Source organism: Lampropedia aestuarii, assembly GCF_004803635.1.
Taxonomy (GTDB): domain Bacteria; phylum Pseudomonadota; class Gammaproteobacteria; order Burkholderiales; family Burkholderiaceae_C; genus Lampropedia; species Lampropedia aestuarii.
On the sequence record NZ_SSWX01000027.1, the window covers coordinates 1 to 24,972 of the forward strand.

Here is a 24,972-nt window from a genome sequence, read left to right on the forward strand (position 1 = left end):
CGGCTGAATCGGCCCTGGAGCAAGCGCTAATTAGCCGCTATGGGTGCTTGGGCAAAGTGGCGAAACCTTTTTTGCTCAGATCGGACAATGGCCTTGTATTCACTAGCCGCAGCTACACTGCATTGGCCAAAAGCTACGGGTTGCAGCAGGAGTTCATTACCCCTTACAGCCCTGAGCAAAACGGCATGGTCGAGAGAGTCATACGTACGCTCAAAGACCAATGCGTGCACCGCCACAGATTTGAAAGCTTGCAGCATGCCAGTCGGGTCATTGCAGACTGGATTGGCTTTTACAACAACCAACGCCCACACCAGGCGCTGGGTATGAAAACTCCCGCAGAGGCCTATGCTTTAGCGGCCTGACCTGTGCAGAAAAGGCTGGGTCAATACAGTGCTGCTTGGGCGCTGGCACCAGCGTTGCATCAATGGCTTGTCCACCTCTGGCGATGTAGCCGTGGCGGCGCAGTTGCAGCTCTGCGCCTTCAAACAAAGCCGTTGCGCCATCAATGCTCAATAGTTGTCCAAAGCGCCAAATGGTATTGCGATCTGGCACATTGAGGCTGTGCTCTAGCAGGCAAAATCGCTGGTAGCTCATGCGGTCCAGCAACTGGTACTCCATCTGTTCGTCACTGAGGTTGTAGAGCTGTTTGAGCACCAAGATTCGGACCATCACATCCACTGGGTAGGCCGGTCTGCCGCCTTTGCTGCCATTGCCTCGACCAAGAAATGGTACAACCAAGGCCGCTAGCTCATTGAAGTCGATGTGCTTGGCGATCACTTGTAGTGGATCGCCCACCGCTTCAAGCTTGCGATGGCGCCCAGCCTGGGCGAAGAGGTCGAACTTGGAGGCGCTGCGTGGTGTGATCATGGTTGTAATTTAAACCATCTCGGCTTTCGTTGGGTTTTGAGAGGTTCCCAATAGGCTGCGACAAAAAGCGCAATATCTCGCGGCGCGCTATTCTAAGCAGAAAAATACTTTCTCATCATGCATTCGGCATAACTGACGATTTCCTGAATTTCACAACAAGCCCAATAAAACTCAGGAGGAGTTGCAGCGCATTCAAATATCTCATCGTGAAATGAAAATAAATAATGCCTATAATCATCTTTTAAATTACCAACCTTCTTCAACAAACCAACTATTTCAGTTGACACACCAATATGTACATCGCCATAACTCAACCCTTTGCGCCCCTGTGAAAAATCATCGAAATATCCAGAACAAAAAGCACTATACTTGGACATCAGACAAGAATTAAAAAAAGAGAGAAGCCATGTCTTATTACATTCATTCTTCTCATTTCCAATTTCAACCCTATGCAATTTCTCAATATTAGCAGCTGGGAATTCACTAACCTCATATATCAAACAAAGTAAATCTTCTCTAGACAATATAGTTGCAGATGGCACTCCTGCCACCCAATATGCCGGCCACTTTATTTTCTTATATATTTCCATATTCTAAAACTTTGGTTTAATCGGCAAGCCATTTCTCGCAGTCCTTCTTCTCAAATCCTGCCTTTTTTCATTGCAGCCAGTTTCATCAATTACAGATATAAGTGCAGCCTTAGTTTCCTGCGCGATCAGAAGCCGACTATTACCATCTCTCGCAACCATCCTCCCCTTTATTACTAGCACACTTATTGGCGGAAAAGAAAACACCTGTTCTGCTCCTGCATTGATTGCAGATTTTATTGATATTTTTCCATCTGGCGTATCAAATCTGCCATTTACACTTCTTTGAGAAAAATTAATCTTACTCGGATCTGCAACACCAATTTTCCAGCACGGCTCACATTTCCCACAATTTACTTTATTTTTCTTATTTAATCCTAGAGGATCTACCCACTCAGTAGGGTTAGGTGCAAACTGGTATAAGTTATCTCCACCAAAAAGACCTATCGGATCCTGACTAACAAACCGCCCACAATCCGGATCATAGTATCTAAACCGGTTGTAGTGCAGCCCTGTTTCCTCGTCGTAGTACTGGCCTTGGAACCGCAGATGTTGCTGCGGTTTGTCTTGTGCCTCTTGGTCCAACCAACTCTCTTGCAGCGTATTGCCACTTTGGATCGTTTACCTGATCTTCGGATGCTCGATGGTTTCAATACTGCCCCACACTTTGTAGGTAGCGGCCAAAACAATTTCGCCTTCTCGATTAGTAAGTTCTCATGGCTCGCCTAAGTGGTTTATTAGCTGCTTGGCCTGCGCAAAAAATGCTGGGTTAATTAATATTTTCACATCACCCCATAAATAATTCATAAGCAATTTCAATTAAATTACGAAATACCCATTTCGGCACGCAACAAAAGTGCTAAGCAATTCTCGGCATCCATTAAATCTTGAAATACAGAATCATCTTTTGAAAATTCATTCATCCACTTATTTTTTATTTCAACCAATCCACTCATCGTAAGGGAAAAAACCTCCAACCAACTCATTTGCATATCATTAATACCATCTGATATTACAATCCCTTTATTTCGTCTCTCAAAATTCAAACAAAATGAAGAATCAGCACCGATAAACTCATATTTTTTTACATCTGATTTTACCCTCTTAAGGGCAAATATAAAATCAGATACAGCAACAAATATCATCATCGAATTCGCACTCTCGAATTTTGAGGAAATTATGACTCCATCTTTCCCAATTTCGATATCACCCATATCAAAACTAGAAAAACTCACAGAATCATGCTTGATGAAATTTATATACTCAGTCATTCACGCAACACCGGAAAAGTTGTGATAGTTCTATTTTGATCTTTTGAATCAAAAATCCCACGAAATCTAGCTCTAAGACCATTAACCTTCGTTTTAATCTCAAATGTTTGAATTCTTCTTGATGGATCTGTAATTCTCGTCCCTTTCTTAACAAGCAACTCACACAAACACTGAATCTGATCTTGAGTAGTCCCCGGAGGAAATAGATCACCAGGCCCTTGCTGAGAATTGCCAGTAATATGACGCTCATCTATATGCATCCAGCCTTCTTTAGAGTTTCCAGGTTCAATCCTAGGCTTTGAAGTTTTCCGCCCACTTAATCCATAAAAATCCGTCCACCCCGTAGGATTAGGAGCATATTGATATAGATTATCACCACCATAAAGACCAATCGGATCCTGACTCACAAACCGTCCACAATCCGGATCATAGTACCTAAACCGGTTGTAGTGCAGCCCTGTTTCCGCATCGAAGTACTGCCCCTGAAACCGCAGATGTTGCTGCGGTTTATCTTGTACCTCTTGGTCCACCCAACGCTCTTGCAGCGTATTACCACTTTGGGTCGTTTGCCTGATCTTCGGGTACTCAATACTTTCAGTATTGCCCCAGGCCTTGTAAGTAGCGGCCCAAATAATGTCGCCTTCTCGGTTCGTCAGCTCCCGTGGCGTGCCTAAGTGGTCGTTGTGGTAGTACAGCGTAGTGCTTTGGCTAGTTTCTTTTGGCTTGTCAGGTGCGATGCCCTGCGCTTTCAGTTTGGCCTGTAGTTTTCTCTGGAATGGCAGTACTTTGCCGCTCCAGATTGCAGGGTCGTTTTGCGCCTCTTGCGTGATTTGCTGCAAGAAGGGGTTGGACAAGGGCGCGTCTCTGGTCTCTTTGTCTTTGGCCCAAGTGCTGTCGATTTGCGCCAAGGGCACGAAGCTCTCTGGTTCATACAAGTACAGCCTGTGTCGGATGCTTGACTCTTCTTTGCTCTTGCTGCGGCGACGCTCTTGCTTGTATTCAGCCAATAGCCGATTCCCATCCCAGCTGAAATGGGTGATGTGCTCAGGATGCGGCTTTTTGTGTTTGCCAGCCAGTGTTTTCGTGTGCTCTTGCCATTTGGCGATGCGTCTGCCAAACGGGTCATAGGCGTAGTGCCAGGTGTGTTGTTGGCCTTCTTGCTGGCCGTGATGTTCTGTGCGGGCGCTGCTGAGTTGGTGTTCGGCATCCCAGCTGAAGTGCTGCACTTGGCGGGGACCACTTTTCTTTTCTATGCAGTTGCCCCATTGGTCGTATTGGTAGCGGTGTTCTTGCCAGACTTTGAGGCGGTTATCGCTGGTCGTAGTCCAACCTTCTGGGTTGGTGGGTTCGGTTTCTTGCGCTGCATCTGGGGCTTGCAAGGGGTTGAAGTCCGGGTCGTTGATGTGCGCCTGCACGTACTGCGCCCAGTCGGTATCTCTGCGCTCTTGCAGGGAGTTGGTGTCTGCTGCTGTTGTGCCGTTTGGCTTTGCCTGTGTTTGAGCTTGCGCCGGGTCAATCAGGTTGTGGGCTGGGTCAAAGGCAAAGCGTTCGTGTGTGCGCCCTGCCAGTGCTTGGGTCAGCCTGCCTATGGCGTCGTATTGGTAGCGGGTGCTGCCGTGGCGGCTGTCTTCTATGCGCAGTAGCTGGCCTGCTTCGTCGTATTGGTAACGCCTTGCGATTTGTTGGCCGCTGGTGGTGTTCTGGGCAGATGGCGGTTGTGTCGGCTTAAGGCTTGGCCCTAGGCTGCTGTGGCTGGCCAGCAATCTGCCCAAGGCATCGAGCTGGTAGTGGCTGCTGATTGCGCCTTGGCTGCGCTGGGTTTCGCGGTGCAGTGCGTCGCGCTCCATGTCACAGATGACTTCACCATCGATATTGATTTGGTGCACATGGCCTGAGCCGTAGTGCAAGGTGTTAATGGTGCGGCCATCGGGCAAGCTGGTGCTGGTGCGGTTGCCCAGTGCGTCGTACTGGTGTGCCAGGGTGCTGTGCTGGCCCAGCTGCGTGTGCAGGATTTCACTGGCTATTTGCCCGAGTGCGGTGTAGACCAGTTGCACCCGTGCGTGCTGGTTGCGGGCGATGGTGAGTTGGCCTGCGGCGTCGTACTGGTAGCGGGTGCGTTGCAGGCCGTGGCCTTGTTTATGCACTTGCCTTTGCAGCAAGCGGCCCATCGCATCGCGCTGGTAGTGGGTGCGGATGTTGGCTGGGCTGCTTGTCGGGTTATTGGCCATCCAGCGGCTGCCGGGAGCTTGGCCGTCGGCCATTTCCAGCAGCTGGCCTGCGGCGTTGTAGCGGTAGTCGATGCGCCTGCCATCAAAGCCTTGTTCGGCTTGTAGCTGGTCTAGTAGGTCCCAGGCAAAACGGTAATGGGCGCCGTTTTCATTGGTCAGCCGTGTCAGGCGGCCAAAGCCGTCGTATTGGTAACGCAGGCTGTGGCCTAGCGCGTTGGTGCGGGCCAGCGGCTTGCCTTCGGCATCGAGTTGGTAGCGGGTGATGTTGCCTAGCGCATCTTGATGGGTGGTGAGTCTGCCGGCTGCATCGTAGGCAAAGCGCTCGATACTGCCATCGGCGAGTTGCTGCATGACCAGCCGTTGCTGGCGGTTGATGCGCTCGTAGGTGTACGTGGTGGTTTGGCCCAGTGCATCGGTGCTGCTGAGCAGATTGCCTTCTTCGTCCCAGCTAAAGGCGGTGGGTTGGCCTGAGCAGTCTGTGTAATGGATGAGCTGCCCGCGTGCGTTGTATTGCAGCTGCTTGGTTTTGCCTAAAGCATCGGTGATGGTGGTGGGCAGGCCACGGCGGTCGTAGCTATAGCTGGTGCTGTGGCCTGCGGCGTCGATGCTTTGCAGCAGGTTGCCACGAAAATCCCAGATAAAGCGGCTGGTGCGGCCGAGCGGATCGGTGATGGTTAGCGGCTTGTGCAGCGTGGCGTGCCAGGAGGTGCTTTGGGTCGCACCATCCGGCGTGGTGATGTGCGTGAGGCGGCTGAGGTGGTCGTATTCGTAGCGGGTGGTGTGGCCTAGCGGGTCGGTTTGTGAGAGCAGATCTCCAAAACGATTGCGCTTTTTGGTGGTGGTGCCTGCTGCATCTTGTGTGGCGATCAAATGTTGATCTGCATCAAATACATACTGGCTTTGCCGCCGTAAGCCGTTGGCGGCCATTTCAATGACCTGCACACTGCGCGCTTCAATGTCGTATTTGAACTGCCATGCATGTTCAGCGGAACTGCCCCTGTCCTTGTACATGCGAACCACGCGGCCTTGAGGAGTGCGCTGATCCCATTCGTACTGCACTATTCGGCCATCGCTGTAGCGGTGTGCAATCAACTGCTGCGATGCATACTGAAAACTGCGGCAAAGTTGACCGCGACCATCGATGACTTGGCTGAGTTCACCAGCATCGTCATAGCGGTATTCAATCAATACATGGGAATGTGCGTGTCCAGATTGCGCTACACCATCATCAGGCGCACGCCTGCGAAGGTAGCGCTCAAGACTGCTTGGTTCGTCAAGCATTCGCAGGCTTGGCGTTTCTGCCAGTTTTTGCACTTTGTGCAAGCGTGGGCCGACGTTTGGTATATGGATATAGCTCAGGCTCAGCCAATCACCACCAAAGCCACGCACTGCGATGGGCAGACCTTTTTCTGCGCCTTCGGCAGCGTAGTCGATGCTCAATGCATTGCGATTGGCATCTTGCATGGCTTGCAGACTCAAACGCTGGCCTACAGCAGCTGGCTGCCCCTTTGCGAGCCCAAACTGAAACAGACCGCCTTCTGGTGTGAGTACATCGTAGTAGTGCTCACCTGTGCAGAGTAAAGTGATTTTCTCGTAGCGCGAGTAAAACGATTGACCCGGATTGAGGGCAGGAAATGCAATGCGCCTGCCATGCTGGTCGATGAAGACCAGTTCATCGTCCCCCAGCTCCACACTCAGCATCAAGGGCAGACTCCAGCCTTGACCTAGCAAACCGACATGGGCGTTGCGCGAGCGGTAACTGCGTTGCCAACTGAATGCAAAAATGCCATCGACAAAGAAATCGACATCGTCCTCAGACGACAAGCTGACACAGCCTGTGGCCAGGTGGATGGACTCTGGTACAACTGCCATTACTCTCTCCCTCTATTGTTTTAGTCCACGGCGGCGAACTACAGGCATTGCGGGCACCCATCGTCCGCTTTGCCTTTTTTTCTATTCTTGGTGTAACCGCCCAGTTTTTGGCCAAGCTTGGCGCCCACTTTTGCGACCGGACCACCAGCGACGCTGAATGCAATATCGGTCGCATCGGTAGGAAAGAACACTTCGTTCAAAGCCTTGGCAATTGCACCTGCCACCATTGCGCTTTGGCTAAACCCTTGACGCTCTACCCAGTCGTCAATGCTTTGGTCAAGGCCTTCTTTTTGGGACTCTAAATAGCTTTTTTCGTCGTCAGTTTCAGCAGTGATTGGGGGCTCTGTATTGGCACCAAGGTAAGGCTGCGTTTGCGGAACAATGACGCCTGTTGTATTGGCTGGAGAGCCTGGTTGTGGGAAACCGTTGGGCCGGATCGCATGTTGTCTGAGGGACTCTTCTACTTCGGCCTGCAATTGCTCCAGACGCTCAAGATTGGCTTTTGTTTCTGCTTCATAAGCCTCTTGCAGGGCTTTTGAAATTCTCTCGGCCTCCGTATCTGGTCCATCATTAAGAACGAGTCTGTCATCAGACATGGTTTCTCCTAGCCATGGGTGCGCCTCTCTCATCAACACATTGAACGCAGATAGACCAGTGAAACTGGGTGTGCGTTAACTGCGCAAACTAGATCAGCACCGTGTATAAATTGTGTTTACTTTAGATAAAAAATATGATTGACTCTTTGCATATGAGTCACGTAAAAATTTTTACAATAATTATGTTTTGGAAAATAATTATTTAAAACCGCCCAAAGAAGCCAATAAAAATAAAACGTACACCAAGGCACTTACAAAGCATGCATAAAGAAAAATATTAAGCTCCTGCGTTTAAATGAGCAGATTATTCATTGCAATGGCCATGTATTCAACGGCACCGATAGATCTAATACGCCAATCGCCCCCATGCGCGCATTTGTTCGCGCACTTTCTCAGGTGGCAAAGGAGGCCACTGCGCACCTTTAGAAATTAACAAATCGCGCAAGGCTTTAAATTGTTCGTGGATTGGGTTGCCAGGCACTGTATTCTCGATCATACGATTCAATACCCAAGAAGCAGTAACACCATTCACATTGCTTGTATTAAAGTCTGCACCTCACTCTACCAAGTTAGTTGCAATATTCGGTTTTCTTGCGTACATCGCTGTAGTTAAAGCAGTTCCGCCAAGGGTATCTTTATCATTCAATCTAGTTCCATATGATAGCAACAGATTAATATGATCTAAAGTACCAGCAGTTGCGCGCTGAAGCATCAATGAAACGTATCCAGGTCGAGCATAAGAATTTGGATCAAAACCACCGTCAAGTATCGCCTTTAAAAAACGTATATCTTTTGATGCAAAAGCAAAGTGCAATGCCGAACCAATACCATTCGCCATTTGTGTGTCTGGATTAACACCCAAAGCCACTAAAGCTTGAATCGCTTCATACTTCTGATGCAAAATGGCAAACCACATCAAGCTCATATTCTTCCTGCCTATTTGACTCAAATTTTGCCCTTGGGCCAGTCGCTGTAAACGGGGAATATCTTCATAGACAATGGCTTGAGCCATATTCAGGCAGAGGCCATCAAAGAATTCTTCTGGTGGGAGCCTCTCAAAACCTTAATCTCGAAAAATCCGCATCAACTAAATCAATGAGTTTCAATCGATGAATTCGCTTTTTTAGGGGTTATGAGAGGTTCCCTGGTGGGTTTTTCGGAGTTTGGAATGGCCAACCCGTTAATTTTCCGCAAGCGCTCAATAATATGACCATGCATACCAAAGTACATAGCAGAACGGCTTGACGTTGGCGCAAATAATGGCCTATTTCGATTAAATGGCTACGTGGATTATTCATTGCGGCGGCCATGGATTCGATGGTGTATTGTTCTGTGGCATGCCAATAGGCTCTCCACGTTCACGCATTTTTTCACGAACACTTTCAGGCGAACAAGGGGGCCATTGCATGCCCTTAGAAATCAATAGATCTCTTAATTTTTCGAATTCTTCATGCAAATAATCGCCAGGGAATCCTTTATCAATCATGCTTTTCACTCTCCATGAGAGATAAATACCATTCACATCACGTGTATTGAAGTCTGCACCTTCCTCTACCAAGTAAGCTGCTATTTTTGGTTTTCGCCACTGGATTGCTTCCTCTAATGCTGTTCGCCCAAGAGTGTCTCGATCATCAAGTCTTGTACCATATAAAAGAAGAAGTTTGACGTGATCCAATGATCCTCCAACAGCTCTCTGAAGCATTAAAGGATCATTACCTGGCCGATAATAGTAATTCGGATCAAAACCTCCATCAAGAATGGCCTTTAAGAAGCGCAAATCATTTGATCCAAAAGAAAAATTCAGTGCAGAATCCGCCTCACCATTGACTTGCAAGTCTGGATTAACGCCCAACTCCACCAAAGCCTTTACCATAGAAAATTTTTCATTCAAAATAGCAAACCACATCAAATTCATGCCATTTCGGCCTTTATGATTTAAGTCTTCTCCTAGCGAGTTTTTCTGCAGGGCCTCAATATCCTCCAGAAGAATGGCTTGCGCCATATCAAGATATTTTCCTTCAAAGAAATACTCTGGAGAATTATCTTTAAACATGAGAGAAAAACCTTCTATTTTATTACACGCAACCAATAAAATAACACATAAAAACAAACACAACCAGATATTAAAAAGAGACGCAAGCCGACCACCTATCATCATGCCTTAGACCCCACTACTTATCCCAATCACCAAAACCAATAAATACTTGAATAGAATCCATATCTTCATCTTTTTGCGACTCAATTCCTGCAATAACTTGATCCATGCCATGCCGATCCACTGGGTTAGCACCAGATCCTGGCAATTGATAAGAATTGGTATAGTAAGCATCCGGCATCAAATATGGGAATATACTTAAATACCCCATATCAAGACCGACACTGCGAGCCACCCCTTCCTGCAAGACGGTTAATATTTCACCATTAACCCTCAAAGCATCGATCAAAGGAGAATTTATTTTGCCACCATAGCGCCCCACAGTTTCACCATTCAACCCTGCAGAGTTAAAAGTTACAGCAGGCTTGTTTCCGGCAATTGCAGCTGCTGATGCTAAGCCTCCACCTAAAGAATGCCCAGCAATACTTATGGGAAGACTTGAATCACTAATCCGGTCACCGATAAACACTGCTCGCTCATAGTATGACGAATAGCGATTCAATCCCTGATTACCATTATTTATCCAATCCTCTCCATTTTGCGTCCCCTTGAAAACTAATGTTGCCGTCATGTTTTCACCAAAAACGTTAGGATTAGGTTCGTAAACACCAACACCAAAATTTGAATTACTCATGCTTAAATCACGAGTTTCAAGTCCAAATCCACCCAAACGCTCAGCATTTCCACTGATATCAATCCACCCCACCGGCGCTGGCTGATTCGGGTCGTAAATTTGCTGGGCTAGACGTGCCTTTTCGACCGCTACGTTATTGCGTTCAAACCGATCCACTGCTTCTTGCAGTTCTCGTTTGCGTTTGCCATCGCGCATGGCATTGAGCTTGTCTTTGGCCAGGGCCAATTGCTCCATGCGAAATTCCCAACGTTCTTTTTTTGCCAAGGCTGCAGCAGAAAGCCCTGGCTTAGCCCGGTTCATCCACACAGTATCGCCAGTGCGCACCATCGCATCGCCATTGATATAGACAGACTCGCTGCGTTCAATACTGCGGCTGATTTCAACATTGGTTTTTGACACAATGCCTTTGCCGGTCCCCGGCTCATCGCCACGCACATTGTCAACAAAGCTTTCTTCGTGCAAATAGGCCGATTTACCTTCAAAAAACACATTGGGTGAGCATTGCTTGCTTTGGCTGAACAAATGCACGATGGGGTATGGCACTGGCTTGCTTTTGCGCGTTGGTGTGCGGCATACATCAGGCAGTAGATTAATGAGCATGTACTGCGCGTCTTTAGCAGTTGCACGTTCGGTGGCCATCAGTTATGCCTCCTGCATTTTTTGGCATATCTCTAACACACGCACGCCAGTCACTGCGGCCACTGTCATGCGGTGGGTGCAGCTGAGTGTCATGGCTTTCATGTCAAAAGTCAGTGTGTCTAGCCACATGCTTCTTTGCACAATCGGGCCAGCTTGCAGGCGCACGCGGCTGTAGGGCGGATTGCTTGGCAACCTGGCATGGAATTGGCCGCCACCGGGCATGAGGCCCACCAACAAGATGTCTTCACCGCCTTGTGGAAACGGGATTTGCTGGTCTTCAGGTGCGCAATTCCAATAAGCAAAGTCAAAGTCTTTGGGTAAAAACGGCCAGCGGTTTTCTGTCCAGGCATCGTCGTAGCTGCCAGCCAAATCCAGGCGAGGCTGCCACCAACGGCCTATTGCACCTAAGCCAACGACTGGATAGCGCTGTTTGCGCAGTGCTTCGTTGTCAAAGGGTTTGCCAAACAATTCAATTTGCGGGCCGCGCAGTGCAGAAGGTTGGCGTTTAGCCAGCCAGGCTTTGTCGAGCCAACCACTGCCAATGGGGTTGGCGTCGTAGCGGCTGAGGATGTCGGGCTCCTGGTCCTCCTGCAAATCTTCTGGCCACTGGGCGCTGCCGCCAAAGGCCAGCTCGTAACGCAGCGGCACTTCGGTCGCTTTGTCTGGCTCATCAATGCTCCAGCCCAGCACGCCTTGGCGAATGGTGCGTGGGCCACACACGGCGAGCATTTTGCTCCATTTGCCCACGCGCGCACCAACTGGCCATCGCTGTGCCGGCTCACCATTCGGAGCGTAAGCGCGGGCGTTGGCAAACAGGATGTCGCATTGCGGTTTGAAAGGCGCGTAGTCACTCTCTTGCAAAGTACCGCTGGTATTGGCTTGGTAGTAGAACTGATCGGTATCGACCAGTGGTGTTTGCTGTGTCGCCAATTGCGGCACGCCTTGTGCATTGAGGCGTTGCAGATCGTAGGTCAGGCGGCTGACCATGACGTGGAACACCTCGTCATTGGCATTGATCATTTGGTAGTACTGGCTTGGATACGGTGTGTGGTTGCGCACCTCTGGTACGGGCGCACTTTGCACGGGAGATTCAAGAACGGGTTCTGGGCCGCGGCGCATGGTGTTGCTCCTGCTTAATTGACGTCGATGCGCTCGGACTCCATGCCAATATGGTCCTCGCCGACAACATCAATTTGTTTGCCATTGACGGTGATTGAGCCATCGGCCTTCATCACCAGTACGCTGGCACCGACTTTCAGAGTGATGCTGGTGTCGTCCATCGTGATACTGGAGCCGCCACCGCCGCCACCCGGGGCGCTGCTGCTGGGTGCGACGATGTTTTTGGCCAAACCACTTGAATCGCCACCGCCCCCTCCTCCTCCGCCGCCCACTTGGAGTTCGTATTTCTCGCCCACTTTGATGTCTTGCGTCGTGCCAATGGTGTCACTGCGGCTTTTGCCGACGTTGGTGATCATCGTCATGCCGACATTGAGGTTGTAGGCAATGCCGATATTGACCATCTTGGCCATGCCGACGTTTTGCATATACGCCAGCCCAATGGTTTCCGTTTTAAAACGGCCCACGCTGATCGACCAGTTGCGGCCAATGCTGTCTTTTTCGTGTTTACTCACCGCTTTTGTTCGGGACTGGCCGATGCTGATGTCTTCGTTAAGCACCACATTCCGGCTGCGGTTTTTGTTGACCGTCAGCGTCTCATCCAAGTTCACCACTTCCTGCCGCCAACCACCCACATTGATTTTTTCATTGCGGTCCACCACTTCCGTGCGGTCGCGGTGGATGGTGTTGAATTCGTCGCGGTCGATTTCCTTTTTGCGGTCATTGCCGACCCATTTGCTTTCGTCGTTCTCAACCTCAGTCAGCTGGTCTTTTTGCGCGTGCAGCCACAACTGCTCCTGGCCTTTGGCGTCTTCAAAGCGCAGCGCGTTGGCGTCACCCGCGCCGTCGCGCATGCCATCGCCTGGTGCGCCGCCGTTGGTCGAGCGGGTTAAAAAGCCCGATTGGGTTTTGTTGGCGGGCAGGCCCCAGGGTGGCATTTGCTCGGCGTTGTAGACGCGACCTGTGATCAAGGGCCGGTCGGGATCGCCGTATTCATAATCGACGATGACTTCCTGGCCAATGCGCGGGATTTGGATGCCGCCAAAGTTGCTGCCTGCCCAGGGGCTGGCAACCCTGATCCAGCACGAATCTGTGCCATCTTTAGCGCCGTAGCGGTCCCAGTGGAAGTGCACTTTCACGCGGCCGTATTGGTCGGTATAGATTTCTTCGCCAGCGGGGCCGACGACTGTGGCGGTTTCAGGCCCACGGGCGCGGGGGGCTTGTGACTTTGTGAGTGGGCGATAGCCACGGTCAGCCGGTTGGGCCTCAATTCTGACTTCAAAGCTGACGCCTTGGCTGTCTGCGCGGGCGTCATAATCGTTGTCACTGGCTTTGTAGCGGGCACTGACTATCAGCAGATCACGGTTTTGGTCTTGGCGAGGGTGTCGCCACAGGGTAAAGCGGTAGCCAGGGGTAGCGCCGCGCACTTTGCCTCGGAGCTCAATGCGGTCTTGCGCGGCTTGCAGCGCTTCCAGACGGGCGTTGGCATAGTTGCTGCCGTCGCTGGTTTCGGTGTAGTTGCCCGGGTATTGGTAGATTTCGTACTGGTCAAACAGGTGTCCGCGCGGGTCGGTGCTTTCGGTACTGAGGTCGCTATTGGGTTTTTCGAAATCGTAGTCGCTTTGGCTGAGTTTGCCGGGCTCGGGCTCGCGGCCCATGTGCCAGTCCCAGTAGTGGTCTTCGTCTTCGCGCGCTTCGTCAGGCGGGTAGAAAGGGATGCTTTCGTACTGCGGGAAGGGCTCGGGTGTGGTGAAGTGGTCGGCCAGCACCAGGGTTTCGCCACTCTGGCTGTGTTCAAACCAGAAATAAATGCCTTCGTGCTCTAACTGGCGGGTGAGAAAGTCCAGGTCGGTCTCACCGTATTGGACTTTGTAGGTCCAGGTTTTGAGGTCGGTTTTCAAACGCCAGTCGTATTGGATAGCGTTTTTGCCCAGGATTTCATCGGCAATGTCTTTGACAGTGGTGTTTTGCCAGATTTTGAAGTCCGAGCGTCGGCTGGCGTGCCAAAGTTTGGGCGAGACTATGGCCTGGTAGAGCCAGTGTTTGCCGCGTTTGCCCAAGGCAGAAAAGCGCACAATGCGACCACTAAAATAGCGTTTGCTGTTGTACTGGGCTTCGAGCTCAATCGCACAGACTTCGCCAATCAGTGCCTGGCAGTCGATGTTGGCGTCTTCGCTTTTGAAATCAATGGTGAATTGGTAAAGCGCGCTGAGTGCCTCGCGACCTTCCAGGTGATAGGCCCAGATGGCGGGGCCCAGTGGCGTGTATGCATTGAGAAAGCGATTCATGGGGCTTCCCCTCCCTTAGATAATGAATGGTTCACTCTCTTACTTTTGGCTGCAGGGATTCTAGGAAGCAGCTGCCGAAAGCGGGACTGGGGAATGTCAACAACTCCGTATATGTGTAAGTTGCCATCACATTTCTACAATTGATAACGTTTGAAAAGATTCGCCTGCGCTGATCTGTATTTAACCTATGAAATTGACGCACAAATAACAGGTTTGAGCACTCAACCCACTGCTCGCTCATCCCAGTCAAACACCGCCTAAATTCACTACCTGGTGCAGCGCGCAGGACACACTAGCGACTGCGGCGTGCTCAGAGCCTGTTAAAAATCTCCATGCAGCCGCATAAGGCACAAAAAAACAGTGCTAGGCGCCTGTTGCAACTCATCGTCTGCATGGGCACAACGGGCAACGCCGCAATGCGCTTTTTTGCCCAGCAGCTTCTTTTGGTGTTGGGGTTGAAGCCCAAAAGACGCACTGCTTTGTTACCTCCTGCCGGACAGGTAGCCCGACTGCGGTTTTTGCCGCGCATTGCATCCTTTTGGGCTTCAACGCTGCTGCGAGGTGAGTATGAACAGGCTCCCAGAACTTGAAGCACAATGGCGTGCAACTCAACAACAATCAGGAGACGCAGCCCATGCCTGCTTTTGTAGACACCTCGCCCCCCGGCGTTTGTATTTTTTGCAAGCTGGTCGCAGGAGAAATTCCAGCTGCTGTGGTGTATGAAGACGATCTGGTCATTGCTTTCATGGACATCGGCCAGGTCAACCCCGGCCATGTGCTGGTGGCCACCAAACGCCATGCGCAAGACTTGCTGGCGTTGACAGCTGACGAATGCGCCCGCGTCATGCAAGTGGCGCACCTGGTTGCTGCGGCTGTGCATGAGGCTTTTGCGCCTTCAGGGCTGACCTTGCTGCAAGCCAATGGCCACGATGGCGGGCAAACAGTCTTCCACTTTCATATGCATGTGGTGCCGCGCCATGCCGATGATGGCGTGCATTTGTCCTGGCCACGCAAAGAACCCGCCGGTGCGCTGCTGCAGGACTACGCCGAGCGCATTCGGGCCGCGCTGACGCAAGAGCAGGCTTAACATAGCAACGCGGCAAAAGCCTCAGGGCCGTTGCAGCTCTGCTCCAGCCCAGCCAGGTGGCATTCAATCGATTGGAAGACGGGCCACAAGACCAGCCGCCTTGTACTCCTGTCAATCTGCTGGTAATCAATCACCTACCGCTTGGAATACGCCATGAATCTGCAAATATGCAAAGAATAATTGCAGTCAAATCTATTGATATAACATTTCTGCACAGATAAGATCCACTGATCGACAAGGCATGCACCAAAGCGCAGCTTGACCATGCACCACCATGCCCTATGACGGCGCAACAACGCCAGGCAATGAACAAACCAGGAGACAGACATGAACGCCATTAGCGAACAAGGCCTGAAGGCCCCCACCGTCAAATTGCTGATCAACGGCCAAATGGTCGAATCGCAAACCACCGAGTGGCGCGAAGTCATCAACCCAGCAACCCAAGAGGTGCTCGCCCGTGTGCCGTTTGCAACGCAGCAGGAGATTGATGCGGCCGTCGCCAGCGCAAAAGCTGCTTTTAAAACCTGGAAGAAAACACCGATTGGCGCGCGTGCTCGGGTGTTCTTAAAGCTGCAACAACTGATTCGCGAAAACATGGGCGAATTGGCTGCGATGCTCACGGCTGAACAAGGCAAGACCCTGCCGGATGCAGAGGGCGATGTGTTCCGTGGCCTGGAAGTGGTCGAGCACGCAGCTTCCATTGGCAACCTGCAACTGGGCGAGCTGGCCAATAACGTCGCCAATGGCGTCGATACGTATACGCTGATGCAACCGCTGGGCGTGTGCGCAGGCATCACGCCGTTCAACTTCCCGGCGATGATTCCGTTGTGGATGTTCCCGATGGCGATTGCCACCGGCAACACTTTTGTGCTCAAACCGTCCGAGCAAGACCCTATGGTCACGATGCGCCTGTGCGAGCTGGCTCTTGAAGCCGGTGTGCCAGCCGGTGTGCTGAACGTGATTCACGGCGGTGAAGCGGCGGTGAATGCCATTTGCGACCACCCCGACATCAAGGCCATTTCCTTCGTCGGTTCGACCAAAGTGGGCACGCATGTGTACAACCGCGCCTCCCTGGCTGGCAAGCGCGTGCAATGCATGATGGGCGCCAAAAACCACGCCATCGTGATGCCCGATGCGAACAAAGAGCAAACCTTGAACGCCATTGCCGGCGCGGCTTTTGGCGCGGCCGGCCAGCGCTGCATGGCACTGACTACGGTGATCCTGGTTGGTGAGTCCCAGCAATGGATTGGCGACCTGGTGGCCAAGGCAAAAACCTTGAAAATCAGCGCCGGCACCGAGCAAGGCGCCGATGTAGGCCCGCTGATTTCCTGCGCCGCCCGCAGCCGCGTCGAAAGCCTGATTGCAAGCGGCGTAGCCGAAGGCGCCAAGCTCGAACTCGATGGCCGCAACCCGAGTGTGGTAGGTTATGAAAAAGGCAATTTTGTTGCGCCCACTATCTTCTCCGCAGTCAAACCCGGCATGGCCATTTATGACCAGGAGATATTTGGCCCAGTGCTGTGTCTGGTTGCGGCTGACTCGCTGGACCAAGCCATTGGCTTCATCAACGACAACCCCAACGGCAACGGCACGGCGATCTTCACGCAGTCAGGCGCCGCAGCACACAAGTTCCAGGAAGACATTGATGTGGGCCAGGTCGGTATCAACGTGCCTATTCCAGTGCCTGTGCCGCTGTTTTCCTTCAGTGGCTCGCGTGCATCCAAACTGGGCGATCTGGGCCCGTACGGCAAACAAGTGGTGCTGTTCTACACCCAAACCAAGACGATTACCTCGCGCTGGTTTGACGATGCATCAACGGGCACTTTAAACACCACGATCAGCCTAAAATAAGCGCCCTAACTTCGCCAGGAGTGTTTGCATGATCACCACCATTACGACGTTTGCGCTGCCAGAGGCCCTCACTGTAGAGCAGGCCAAGGCCATTTTTCTCAGCACTGCGCCCCACTACACTGCAGTACCAGGCTTGGTGCGCAAGAGCTATGTGCTGTCTGACGATGGCAAAACTGCTGGTGGTGTCTATCTGTGGCAGTCGCGGACGCACGCTGAGGCGCTGTACACCGATGCCTGGCGAGCCAGGGTGCGTGAAAAATACGGCGCCGAGCCGCACATCAGTTATTTCAACAGCCCTGTGGTGGTAGACAATGCCACCCATGAGATCATTGCTGACGAATAAAGCCATTCTTTGCGCTTTGACCGGTGTATTGGCCGGCGCTGTGCTGCAAGCCCAAACAGCTCCCGCAGTCCCTGCCTGCGATGCAAGCAACTGCACACTGCAGGACTTTGAAGCCATGCGCGAGACCACCGAAACGCTGTACGGTGACGTACTGCTGATCCTGTCAGCCCATGAGCGGCCGGCACTCAGAAGCAACCAGCAAAACTGGCGGCGGGTGGCACGTGCGCACTGCAACCAGGTCGCGCCTGCGGGCGGCGCCCTAGAAGCCAGCAGTGCCAGCGCCCACCATGCCTGCATGATTGAGCAAGAGCAAGAAAGACGCCTGCAGATTCGCCAATGGCTGATGCATGGCTACAGCGTAGATGGCGGCTGAAGCTGTCCAACACGCGTGACACAGAACGACGAGGAGACTTGCGATGAACTTTGAGCCTACCGAAGACCAACTGGCATTTGCCGAGACAGCCCGCGCGTTTGCGCAGGCAGAACTGGCGCCTTTTGCCGCGCAGTGGGATGAAAAAGGCATCTTCCCCAAAGAGGCGATTGCCAAAGCCGGCGAGCTGGGTTTTTGTGGCTTGTATTCGCCAGAGTCCATTGGTGGTCTGAATTTGCCTCGGCTTGATGCCACTTTTGTGTTTGAAGAGCTGGCTGCGGTCGATCCGTCGACCACAGCCTTCATCACCATCCACAATATGGCGACCTGGATGCTGGGCACCTGGGGCAGCCAGGCCGTCAAAGACCAATGGGGCCAAGCGCTGACCAGCGGTGCCAAACTGGCGTCTTACTGCCTGACCGAGCCGGGTGCAGGCTCAGATGCTGCCTCACTAAAAACCAAGGCCGAACTGCATGGCAACGACTACCTGATCAGCGGCAGTAAGGCCTTTATCTCGGGCGCAGGCAGCACCGATGTGTTAGTTGTCATGGCCCGCACCGGCAACCAGGGTGCCTCGGGTGTTTCGGCCTTTGCCGTGCCCGCCGATGCGCAAGGCATCAGCTATGGCAAAAAAGAACACAAAATGGGCTGGAACAGCCAACCCACCCGCACCATCAACTTCGACCATGTGCGCGTGCCAGCACACAACTTGTTAGGCCAAGAAGGCGAAGGCTTCAAAATTGCGATGAAAGGCCTCGATGGTGGCCGCATCAATATCGCCACCTGCTCGGTTGGCGCCGCGCAAGGTGCGCTAGGCCATGCCCAGCGTTATATGCAAGAGCGCCAGCAGTTTGGCAAGCCACTGGCGTCCTTCCAGGCGCTGCAGTTCAAGTTGGCCGATATGGCCACCGAACTGGTTGCAGCGCGCCAAATGGTGCGGCTGGCCGCCAGCAAACTCGACCGCCAAGACGCGAACGCCACGACCTATTGCGCAATGGCCAAACGCCTGGCCACTGATGTGGGCTTTCAGGTCTGCAACGAAGCGCTGCAATTGCATGGCGGCTACGGATACATCAAGGAATACCCGCTGGAGCGTTTGCTGCGCGATGCACGCGTACACCAAATTCTTGAAGGCACCAACGAAATCATGCGCGTGATCATCTCCCGACGCATGCTGGACGGTGATGCGCCTGAAGCCATTCGCTGAGCGCATACTGACCACCTCCACCGCTGCACTGCCATGCCACCCCGCCCTATTGCCCCTGAAACCCTGCAGTTGATCGACGCCGTGCGCAATGCTGTGCAAGAGCACAGCGATGTCGAAGAGAAAACCATGTTTGGCTGCCATGTGTTCATGGTCAACGGCAAGATGTGTTTGGGTGTTGAGAACGATGAGCTGCTGGTGCGCCTGCCACCGCATGAGCACGCCCAAACCGCCGAAATGCCGGGAGTGCGGCCATTGTCCTCGCGCGGCATGGATGGTTTTTTTCTCATCAGTCCCGTCGCTTATGCAACGCGCAGTGCATGGCAGCACTGGATTGACAGGGCGCTGGCTTTCAACCCCTTGGCCAAAGCCAGCCCCAAACGCAAACACAAAACCAGTGTCAAACCGGCCGATACCAGCACACAGCATACAGAGAGCACACTATGAGCACAGCCCTGAGTTGGTCCGGAGTTGGATTGGTTGCTGTTGGCGGCGCCATGGGCGCGGTCTCACGTTACGCACTCAGCGACAAGGTCGCACAATGGGCGCTCACGCTAAGCCCTACAACCCGATTTCCCTGGGGAACTTGGTCAGTCAACCTGCTGGGCTGCTTGATCATGGGGGTTTTGGCAGGTCTTGCATTGCGCCACGCCTGGTTTGACACACCGATGCGCTTGCTGCTGATGACCGGGCTGATGGGCGGCTTTACGACTTTCTCATCCTTTGGCCTGGAAACGCTGGACTTGGTCTTGGACAAACACTGGGGTCTGGCTCTGAGCTACTCCATCAGCAGCCTGCTGCTGGGCGTGCTGGCCGCTGTGCTGGGCATGGCACTGGGGGCCGGGAGCGCCGGGCTCAGCCGTTGAATGGGCTGGCACCCGAACCACAACAAACGCATCGATTCATTGAAATGACAACAAGGAGACACACATGAAAATCGCATTCATCGGCCTGGGCAATATGGGCAGCGGAATGGCTTTGAATTTGCACAAAGCAGGCCACGAAGTCACCGGCTTTGACCTGTCTGACGCAGCCAAGAGCCAACTGGCCGCCCAAGGTCTGCAAGTAGCTGCATCGGCAGTCGATGCCGTGCAAGGCGCCCAAGCCGTCATCACCATGCTGCCTGCCAGCGAGCATGTCGAGCAGTTGTTCATAGGCACTGCCGAGCAAGCGGGACTGCTGGCCATCCTACCGGCTGGCTGCTTGGTCATTGACAGCTCCACCATTGCCGCTGACACCTCACGCTCGGTTGGCGCGGCCGCTGCTGCGCGAGGTATCGATTTTCTGGATGCGCCAGTCTCAGGTGGCACAGCCGGCGCCGCCGCCGGCACGCTGACCTTTATGGTCGGTGCCAGCGACAGCACCCTGGCCCGCGCCAAACCTTTGCTGGAAGCGATGGGCAAAAATATTTTTCACGCCGGTGAAATCGGTGCAGGCCAGACCGCCAAAATTTGCAACAACATGCTGCTGGCCGTGCAAATGGCCGGCACCTGTGAAGCCCTGGCGCTTGGCATTGCCAATGGTCTGGACCCCAAGGTTCTGTCTGAAATCATGCGCCGCAGCTCAGGCGGCAACTGGACACTGGAAGTCTACAACCCCGTGCCAGGCGTGCAAGAAAACTCGGCCGCCAGCCGTGGCTACACAGGGGGTTTTGGCACCGACCTGATGCTCAAAGATCTGGGCCTGGCGCTGAACAATGCGGTGAAAAACAAAGCCGCCACACCGCTGGGCACACTGGCGCGCAGCTTGTATGCTGCGCACAGCCTGCAAGGCCGTGGTGCGGAGGATTTCTCCAGCATCATCAAAATGCTGCAAAAGCCGGTGTGAACTTGCGGGGGCACAACCGTTGTGCCCCCTGCCCCTGAGCTATGGGGCTTCAACGCAGTCTGCGAAAAGATCGTCAACAGGTGCTTAGAACATGTTGACGATCTTAAGCCTTGCTAACCACACCCGCCTGTGTCTGGCTGCGTCTTTGCAGAGCAACATACGCCATGGCTGCAGTCAACAACAAGGCGGCCAGCAAAATACCTTCGGCCAGCCACAGGTTGGCATGCAAACCTGCGTGGTCGACCATACGCCCACCCAGCCACGAGCCCAAAGCAATGCCCGCATTGAAGATTGTGATATTCATCGCCGCAGCAATCTCCACTGCACGGGGTGCGGATTGGATGATCCAGGTCATCAAGCCCACTGAAACCCCTCCGTAAGCCAGTCCCCATAACAGCAAGGCCGCAGCGCCACCGCGCTCGCTGTCACCGAATGCGAAAAACGCCAGCGGCACCAGCACCAGGCCCAGCGCAATCGCCAGCAACATACAGGCAGAGCAGCGTGGTGCAACCATACCGGCAAAGAAATTACCAGCAATGCCTGCGACGCCATAAGCCAGGAGCAGCACGCCAATGGCGGATGCCCCAAAACCGGCCATCTGCTGCAGCATCGGCCGCACAAAGGTAAACAGCATGAAGTGCCCAGTCACCAGCAGCAAGGTCAGGAGCAAACCGGCCATTAGCGCACGGTTGGACAGCTGAGCGCGCAGCTGCTGCATTTGACTGCCGCGTGCTGAAGGCAGCTTGGGCAACACCGCCCAATGCATCGCTAACACCACCGCACTGAGCGCTGCGACTGCGACAAACGCAGCGCGCCAGCCAAAGGCATCCCCCACCCATGCACCAAACGGCACGCCCAAGACAGAAGCCGCTGCCACGCCACCAAAAATGATCGCATTGGCCAAGCCCAATGAGTGTGCTGGCACCAGGCGCACAGCCAGACCACCAGCAATCGCCCAGATACCGCCAATGCAAAAGCCTACCAGTACACGGGCAGCCAGCATCGTCACAATGCCAGTGGCCATGGCCGAGGCCAGATTGGACAGCACCAGCATCGCCAGCAAGCCGCACAAGATCTTGCGCCGGTCAATGCCGCCCGAAGCCAACACCACCAACGGCGCAAAGAAAGCCGCCAACAGCGCAGGCAAAGAAATCATCAAGCCGGCTTTGCCAGCAGTGGTGTTCAGTGCCTCGGCAATTGGCGTCAACAAGCCAATGGGCAGCATTTCGGCTGTCACCACGATGAACGTGGCAAGCCCCACGGCCACCACTGGCAGCCACTGTGTTGTGTCATTTTGTCTATCAGTCATTGATCTATCCAAACCTTCTACCCTTGTTAGCAACAAGACAAGCCCATGGCTTGCCCCTGCACTGCTGCTTCGGCTGGCACTGGGCCTAACTGCCAGTATGTAACAGCAACGATCAGCACCAGCGAACCGGCCGCACTGAACCAGGCAGTGCCTGCTGCCGCCATCAGCTCTCAATAAGGGGTTACTTGTGTATTGGTGTGCTTGGGTATCCACTCATCCGAGTGTCGAAGCCGCATTTGACTCTGCTCAGCTCTTATCTGGCTTGAGTTGGCCACGCGCTTCACGGAAAATACATACAAGGCGTATGCATAGTATTATATATACATTCTGTCCGTATGTTAAATAAACATTCAACTCGTATGTATAAGGAACCCAATGGCCCGCCGCACCCGCGCAGAAATGGAAGCAACCCGCGCCAGCTTGTTGAGAGCCGCACGCAAAGCCTTTAGCGAATTTGGTTATGCCAACACATCCATGGATGAGTTGACCGCCCAAGCCAATCTGACACGCGGCGCGCTCTACCACCACTTTGGCGATAAAAAAGGCTTGCTGGCAGCGGTTGTGGCCCAATTGGATGCCGAAATGGACCAGCGCCTGCAAGCCATTACAGAACAGTCAGATGACCAGTGGCGCGGCTTTTACCAGCGCTGCCAAACCTATTTGGAGATGGCACTGGAGCCGGACATCCAGCGTATCCTGCTGCGCGATGCCCGCGCCGTTTTCGGGGGGTATGCTCCCGAGACACAACGCCATTGCATTGATTCGATGGCGCAACTGATTGCGAACCTGATGGCACAAGGCCAGATTGCCAACGCCCACCCGCAGGCGTTGGCGGCACTCATTTATGGCAGCTTGGCAGAAACCGCATTCTGGATTGCTGATGGGGACGACAACCAGACTAGGCTGGCGCAAGGCCAAGCGGCGCTGGATTTGCTGCTGCAGGGGTTGCTAGTGCAAAAAGCACCTATGTAAATTGTCCCAGAGGTGCTTGGCACTGCGGGCAAGCCATCCATCGCTGTATCCTTTCTGAAGTACTTAGTAACACCAAGTTTAGGCGCGCATGAAAAGTAGGTAGAATGGGCTACCTACCTTTTCGTAATCGCCATGCCAAAAGCCAAAGAAAACCACAAAGAAAGCGCCCACCACCGCCTGCTCCATGCTGCGGCCGACTTGTTCTATAGCGATGGCATTGCAGGCACGGGCATTGATGCCATTGTGAAAAAAGCTGGCGTTGCTAAAAAAAGCCTCTACAACAACTTCGAGTCCAAATCAGACTTGGTCGCCCAATACCTGAGCGTTCGCCACGCAGAATGGATCGCGCTCTACCAGGCCCGTGCCGCCAAAGCAGCAAGTCCATTAGCGCGAGTCATGGCCGTGTTTGAGGCCTATGCAGACCATGCCGAGCTGGAGTACGACGGTGGTTTTCGTGGCTGTGGCCTGCTCAATGCTGCGGCCGAATTGCCTGCTACTGGCACGGAACGCCAAGCGATACGTGCCCATAAGGAAGAGGTCGAAGCCATCGTCTACCAGCACTTGCTCGAATACCAGCCCAATCAGGCTGCGCGGATGCAGATGATGGCCAGGCATCTGGCCTTTTTGCTGGAGGGTTCAATATCGCGCGCTGGTTTGGAAGGCTGCAGCGACTGCGTCAAAGAAGCGCAAGCCATGGCCCAAACGCTGCTGGAAGCGGCATGAGAGGCTCGTCCACAGACCGTTTGCTAGGCATTGCTGGTGTCGTTGTAGCCGCTGTTTTGTGGGGCACGACCGGTGTGTCTGCCACGTTTGCGCCAGCAGTGAGCGCTGTCGCAATTGGTGCTGCAGCCATGGGCATAGGCGGCTTGCTGCAAGCGAGCATTGCCACACGCGCCATTGCCCGCAATGCCAAGGCCTTGTGCGCGCAATGGCCATGGTTGCTGGTGGGGGCATTGGCTGTGGCTATCTACCCCTTGGCTTTTTATGGCTCAATGCGTTTGGCAGGAGTCACTATTGGCACCGTGGTCTCAATCGGCTCGGCCCCTTTGCTGTCGGCGTTGATTGAAATGGCCATGGACGGCGTACGCGCCACCGCCCAATGGCTGATTGGTGCGGCGCTTGGCATTGCTGGCATGGTGCTATTGTGTGGCGCCGAGAGCAGCGCCCATAGCGCCAACGCTGCTGCCGCCCCTTCCCTCTTAGGGGGCGTGGCCTTGGGCCTGCTGGCAGGACTGACCTACGCCATCTACTCCTGGGCAGCACGCCGGCTGATGCAACGCCGCATCCCTGCGCGCGCCACTATGGGCTCGGTCTTTGGTCTTGGCGCGTTGATGCTGATGCCAGTATTAATGGCCACTGGTGCGCCGCTGCTGGCGTCATGGAGCAATGCCGCGGTGGGCCTGTACATGGCTGTGGTGCCGATGTTCGTCGGCTACCTCTGCTTTGGCTATGGCTTAGCCCGCATCCAGGCGAGCATGGCGACAACCATCACTTTGCTGGAGCCGGTCGTTGCTGCAGCACTTGCTGCTGTGGTCGTCGGCGAGCGCCTGCCGCCTATGGGCTGGCTGGGCGTGGCACTCATTGTCTTGTGCTTGGTGTGTATCAGTTGGCCCATCAGGCGTGCGACTCGACCACCAATCAACACCTCTTTGGTGCTGTCAGAAAAACTGTAAGGCCATCAAAAAAACCCGCCATTGGCGGGTTTGTATCGTATGTCTTAGCAGTCCCGCATAAGCAGGGCTGCCAGTGCTTTACGACC

General features: G+C 53.4%; 22 protein-coding genes and 2 pseudogenes. 12 read left to right on the forward strand and 12 right to left on the reverse strand.

Going from position 1 to position 24,972, the window contains the following annotated elements; translation table 11 throughout:
• Positions 1-185 precede the first annotated feature (185 nt).
• Positions 186-362: an integrase core domain-containing protein gene (locus tag E8K88_RS18410; protein WP_240754570.1), complete on the forward strand. Its 177-nt coding sequence runs from the start codon at positions 186-188 to the stop codon at positions 360-362.
• Positions 363-390: 28 nt separating this feature from the next.
• On the opposite strand, the pseudogene E8K88_RS15855 reads toward E8K88_RS18410, so the two are convergent.
• The 11 genes and pseudogenes from E8K88_RS15855 to E8K88_RS15905 all read right to left on the reverse strand — a co-directional run.
• Positions 391-864, reverse strand: a pseudogene (locus E8K88_RS15855) (transposase); the annotation flags it as partial.
• 95 nt (positions 865-959) lie between these two features.
• Complete coding sequence (locus E8K88_RS15860) at positions 960-1,457, reverse strand: hypothetical protein (protein WP_136407657.1); 498 nt, start codon at positions 1,455-1,457, stop codon at positions 960-962.
• A gap of 366 nt (positions 1,458-1,823) precedes the next feature.
• Positions 1,824-2,006, reverse strand: a pseudogene (locus tag E8K88_RS18640) (RHS repeat-associated core domain-containing protein); the annotation flags it as partial.
• A gap of 272 nt (positions 2,007-2,278) precedes the next feature.
• The gene (locus tag E8K88_RS15870) at positions 2,279-2,725 is read right to left on the reverse strand and encodes a hypothetical protein (protein WP_136407658.1); all 447 of its coding nucleotides are present in this window, start codon (positions 2,723-2,725) and stop codon (positions 2,279-2,281) included.
• A complete protein-coding gene (locus E8K88_RS15875; RefSeq protein ID WP_136407659.1) occupies positions 2,722-6,825 on the reverse strand; it encodes an RHS repeat-associated core domain-containing protein in 4,104 nt (1,367 codons plus the stop codon). The genes E8K88_RS15870 and E8K88_RS15875 overlap by 4 nt, the downstream gene beginning before the upstream one ends.
• Positions 6,826-6,863: 38 nt before the next feature.
• Positions 6,864-7,421, reverse strand: coding sequence for a hypothetical protein (locus E8K88_RS15880; RefSeq protein ID WP_136407660.1), 558 nt, complete (start codon positions 7,419-7,421; stop codon positions 6,864-6,866).
• A 556-nt stretch (positions 7,422-7,977) separates the two neighbouring features.
• A complete protein-coding gene (locus tag E8K88_RS15885; RefSeq protein ID WP_136407661.1) occupies positions 7,978-8,433 on the reverse strand; it encodes an ankyrin repeat domain-containing protein in 456 nt (151 codons plus the stop codon).
• A gap of 282 nt (positions 8,434-8,715) precedes the next feature.
• Positions 8,716-9,474 carry an ankyrin repeat domain-containing protein gene (locus E8K88_RS15890; RefSeq protein ID WP_168797357.1) on the reverse strand — a complete coding sequence of 253 codons (759 nt, stop codon included), beginning with the start codon at positions 9,472-9,474 and terminating at the stop codon, positions 8,716-8,718.
• A gap of 118 nt (positions 9,475-9,592) precedes the next feature.
• Complete coding sequence (locus E8K88_RS15895; RefSeq protein ID WP_136407663.1) at positions 9,593-10,849, reverse strand: Tle-like phospholipase domain-containing protein; 1,257 nt, start codon at positions 10,847-10,849, stop codon at positions 9,593-9,595.
• A 3-nt stretch (positions 10,850-10,852) separates the two neighbouring features.
• Positions 10,853-11,968, reverse strand: a complete 1,116-nt coding sequence (locus E8K88_RS15900) for a DUF2169 family type VI secretion system accessory protein (RefSeq protein WP_136407664.1) — start codon at positions 11,966-11,968, stop codon at positions 10,853-10,855.
• A 14-nt stretch (positions 11,969-11,982) separates the two neighbouring features.
• A complete protein-coding gene (locus E8K88_RS15905) occupies positions 11,983-14,253 on the reverse strand; it encodes a type VI secretion system Vgr family protein (RefSeq protein WP_136407665.1) in 2,271 nt (756 codons plus the stop codon).
• A gap of 634 nt (positions 14,254-14,887) precedes the next feature.
• Between E8K88_RS15905 and E8K88_RS15910 the strand changes: the two genes are divergently transcribed.
• The 8 genes from E8K88_RS15910 to mmsB all read left to right on the forward strand — a co-directional run bounded on the left by E8K88_RS15910 (position 14,888) and on the right by mmsB (position 20,932).
• On the forward strand, positions 14,888-15,340 hold the full coding sequence (locus tag E8K88_RS15910) for an HIT family protein (protein WP_136407666.1): 453 nt from the start codon (positions 14,888-14,890) through the stop codon (positions 15,338-15,340).
• Positions 15,341-15,667: 327 nt separating this feature from the next.
• Positions 15,668-17,188 (forward strand): CoA-acylating methylmalonate-semialdehyde dehydrogenase, encoded by a 1,521-nt coding sequence (locus E8K88_RS15915; protein ID WP_136407667.1) that lies wholly within the window; start codon positions 15,668-15,670, stop codon positions 17,186-17,188.
• 28 nt (positions 17,189-17,216) lie between these two features.
• Positions 17,217-17,531 carry a YdhR family protein gene (locus E8K88_RS15920; protein WP_136407668.1) on the forward strand — a complete coding sequence of 105 codons (315 nt, stop codon included), beginning with the start codon at positions 17,217-17,219 and terminating at the stop codon, positions 17,529-17,531.
• Positions 17,509-17,904, forward strand: a complete 396-nt coding sequence (locus E8K88_RS15925) for a lysozyme inhibitor LprI family protein (protein ID WP_168797358.1) — start codon at positions 17,509-17,511, stop codon at positions 17,902-17,904. Before E8K88_RS15920 ends, E8K88_RS15925 begins: the two co-directional genes overlap by 23 nt.
• Before the next feature lie 43 nt (positions 17,905-17,947).
• Positions 17,948-19,108 carry an acyl-CoA dehydrogenase family protein gene (locus tag E8K88_RS15930; protein ID WP_136407670.1) on the forward strand — a complete coding sequence of 387 codons (1,161 nt, stop codon included), beginning with the start codon at positions 17,948-17,950 and terminating at the stop codon, positions 19,106-19,108.
• A gap of 33 nt (positions 19,109-19,141) precedes the next feature.
• Positions 19,142-19,552: a TfoX/Sxy family protein gene (locus E8K88_RS15935; RefSeq protein WP_136407671.1), complete on the forward strand. Its 411-nt coding sequence runs from the start codon at positions 19,142-19,144 to the stop codon at positions 19,550-19,552.
• Positions 19,549-19,971: a fluoride efflux transporter CrcB gene (gene crcB, locus E8K88_RS15940; RefSeq protein ID WP_136407672.1), complete on the forward strand. Its 423-nt coding sequence runs from the start codon at positions 19,549-19,551 to the stop codon at positions 19,969-19,971. Before E8K88_RS15935 ends, crcB begins: the two co-directional genes overlap by 4 nt.
• Positions 19,972-20,035: 64 nt before the next feature.
• On the forward strand, positions 20,036-20,932 hold the full coding sequence (gene mmsB, locus E8K88_RS15945; RefSeq protein ID WP_136407673.1) for a 3-hydroxyisobutyrate dehydrogenase: 897 nt from the start codon (positions 20,036-20,038) through the stop codon (positions 20,930-20,932).
• Between the two features lie 103 nt (positions 20,933-21,035).
• Here mmsB and E8K88_RS15950 read toward each other — a convergent pair whose 3' ends face one another.
• Positions 21,036-22,241 carry an MFS transporter gene (locus E8K88_RS15950; RefSeq protein WP_136407674.1) on the reverse strand — a complete coding sequence of 402 codons (1,206 nt, stop codon included), beginning with the start codon at positions 22,239-22,241 and terminating at the stop codon, positions 21,036-21,038.
• A 375-nt stretch (positions 22,242-22,616) separates the two neighbouring features.
• On the opposite strand from E8K88_RS15950, the gene E8K88_RS15955 reads away from it, so the two are divergent.
• The 3 genes from E8K88_RS15955 (at position 22,617) to E8K88_RS15965 (ending at position 24,886) form a co-directional block, all read left to right on the forward strand.
• Entirely contained in the window at positions 22,617-23,213 is a 597-nt protein-coding gene (locus E8K88_RS15955; RefSeq protein ID WP_136407675.1) for a TetR/AcrR family transcriptional regulator, read from the forward strand.
• A 132-nt stretch (positions 23,214-23,345) separates the two neighbouring features.
• Entirely contained in the window at positions 23,346-23,936 is a 591-nt protein-coding gene (locus E8K88_RS15960) for a TetR/AcrR family transcriptional regulator (RefSeq protein ID WP_136407676.1), read from the forward strand.
• Complete coding sequence (locus E8K88_RS15965; RefSeq protein ID WP_136407677.1) at positions 23,933-24,886, forward strand: DMT family transporter; 954 nt, start codon at positions 23,933-23,935, stop codon at positions 24,884-24,886. Before E8K88_RS15960 ends, E8K88_RS15965 begins: the two co-directional genes overlap by 4 nt.
• The last annotated feature ends 86 nt before the right edge of the window (positions 24,887-24,972 follow it).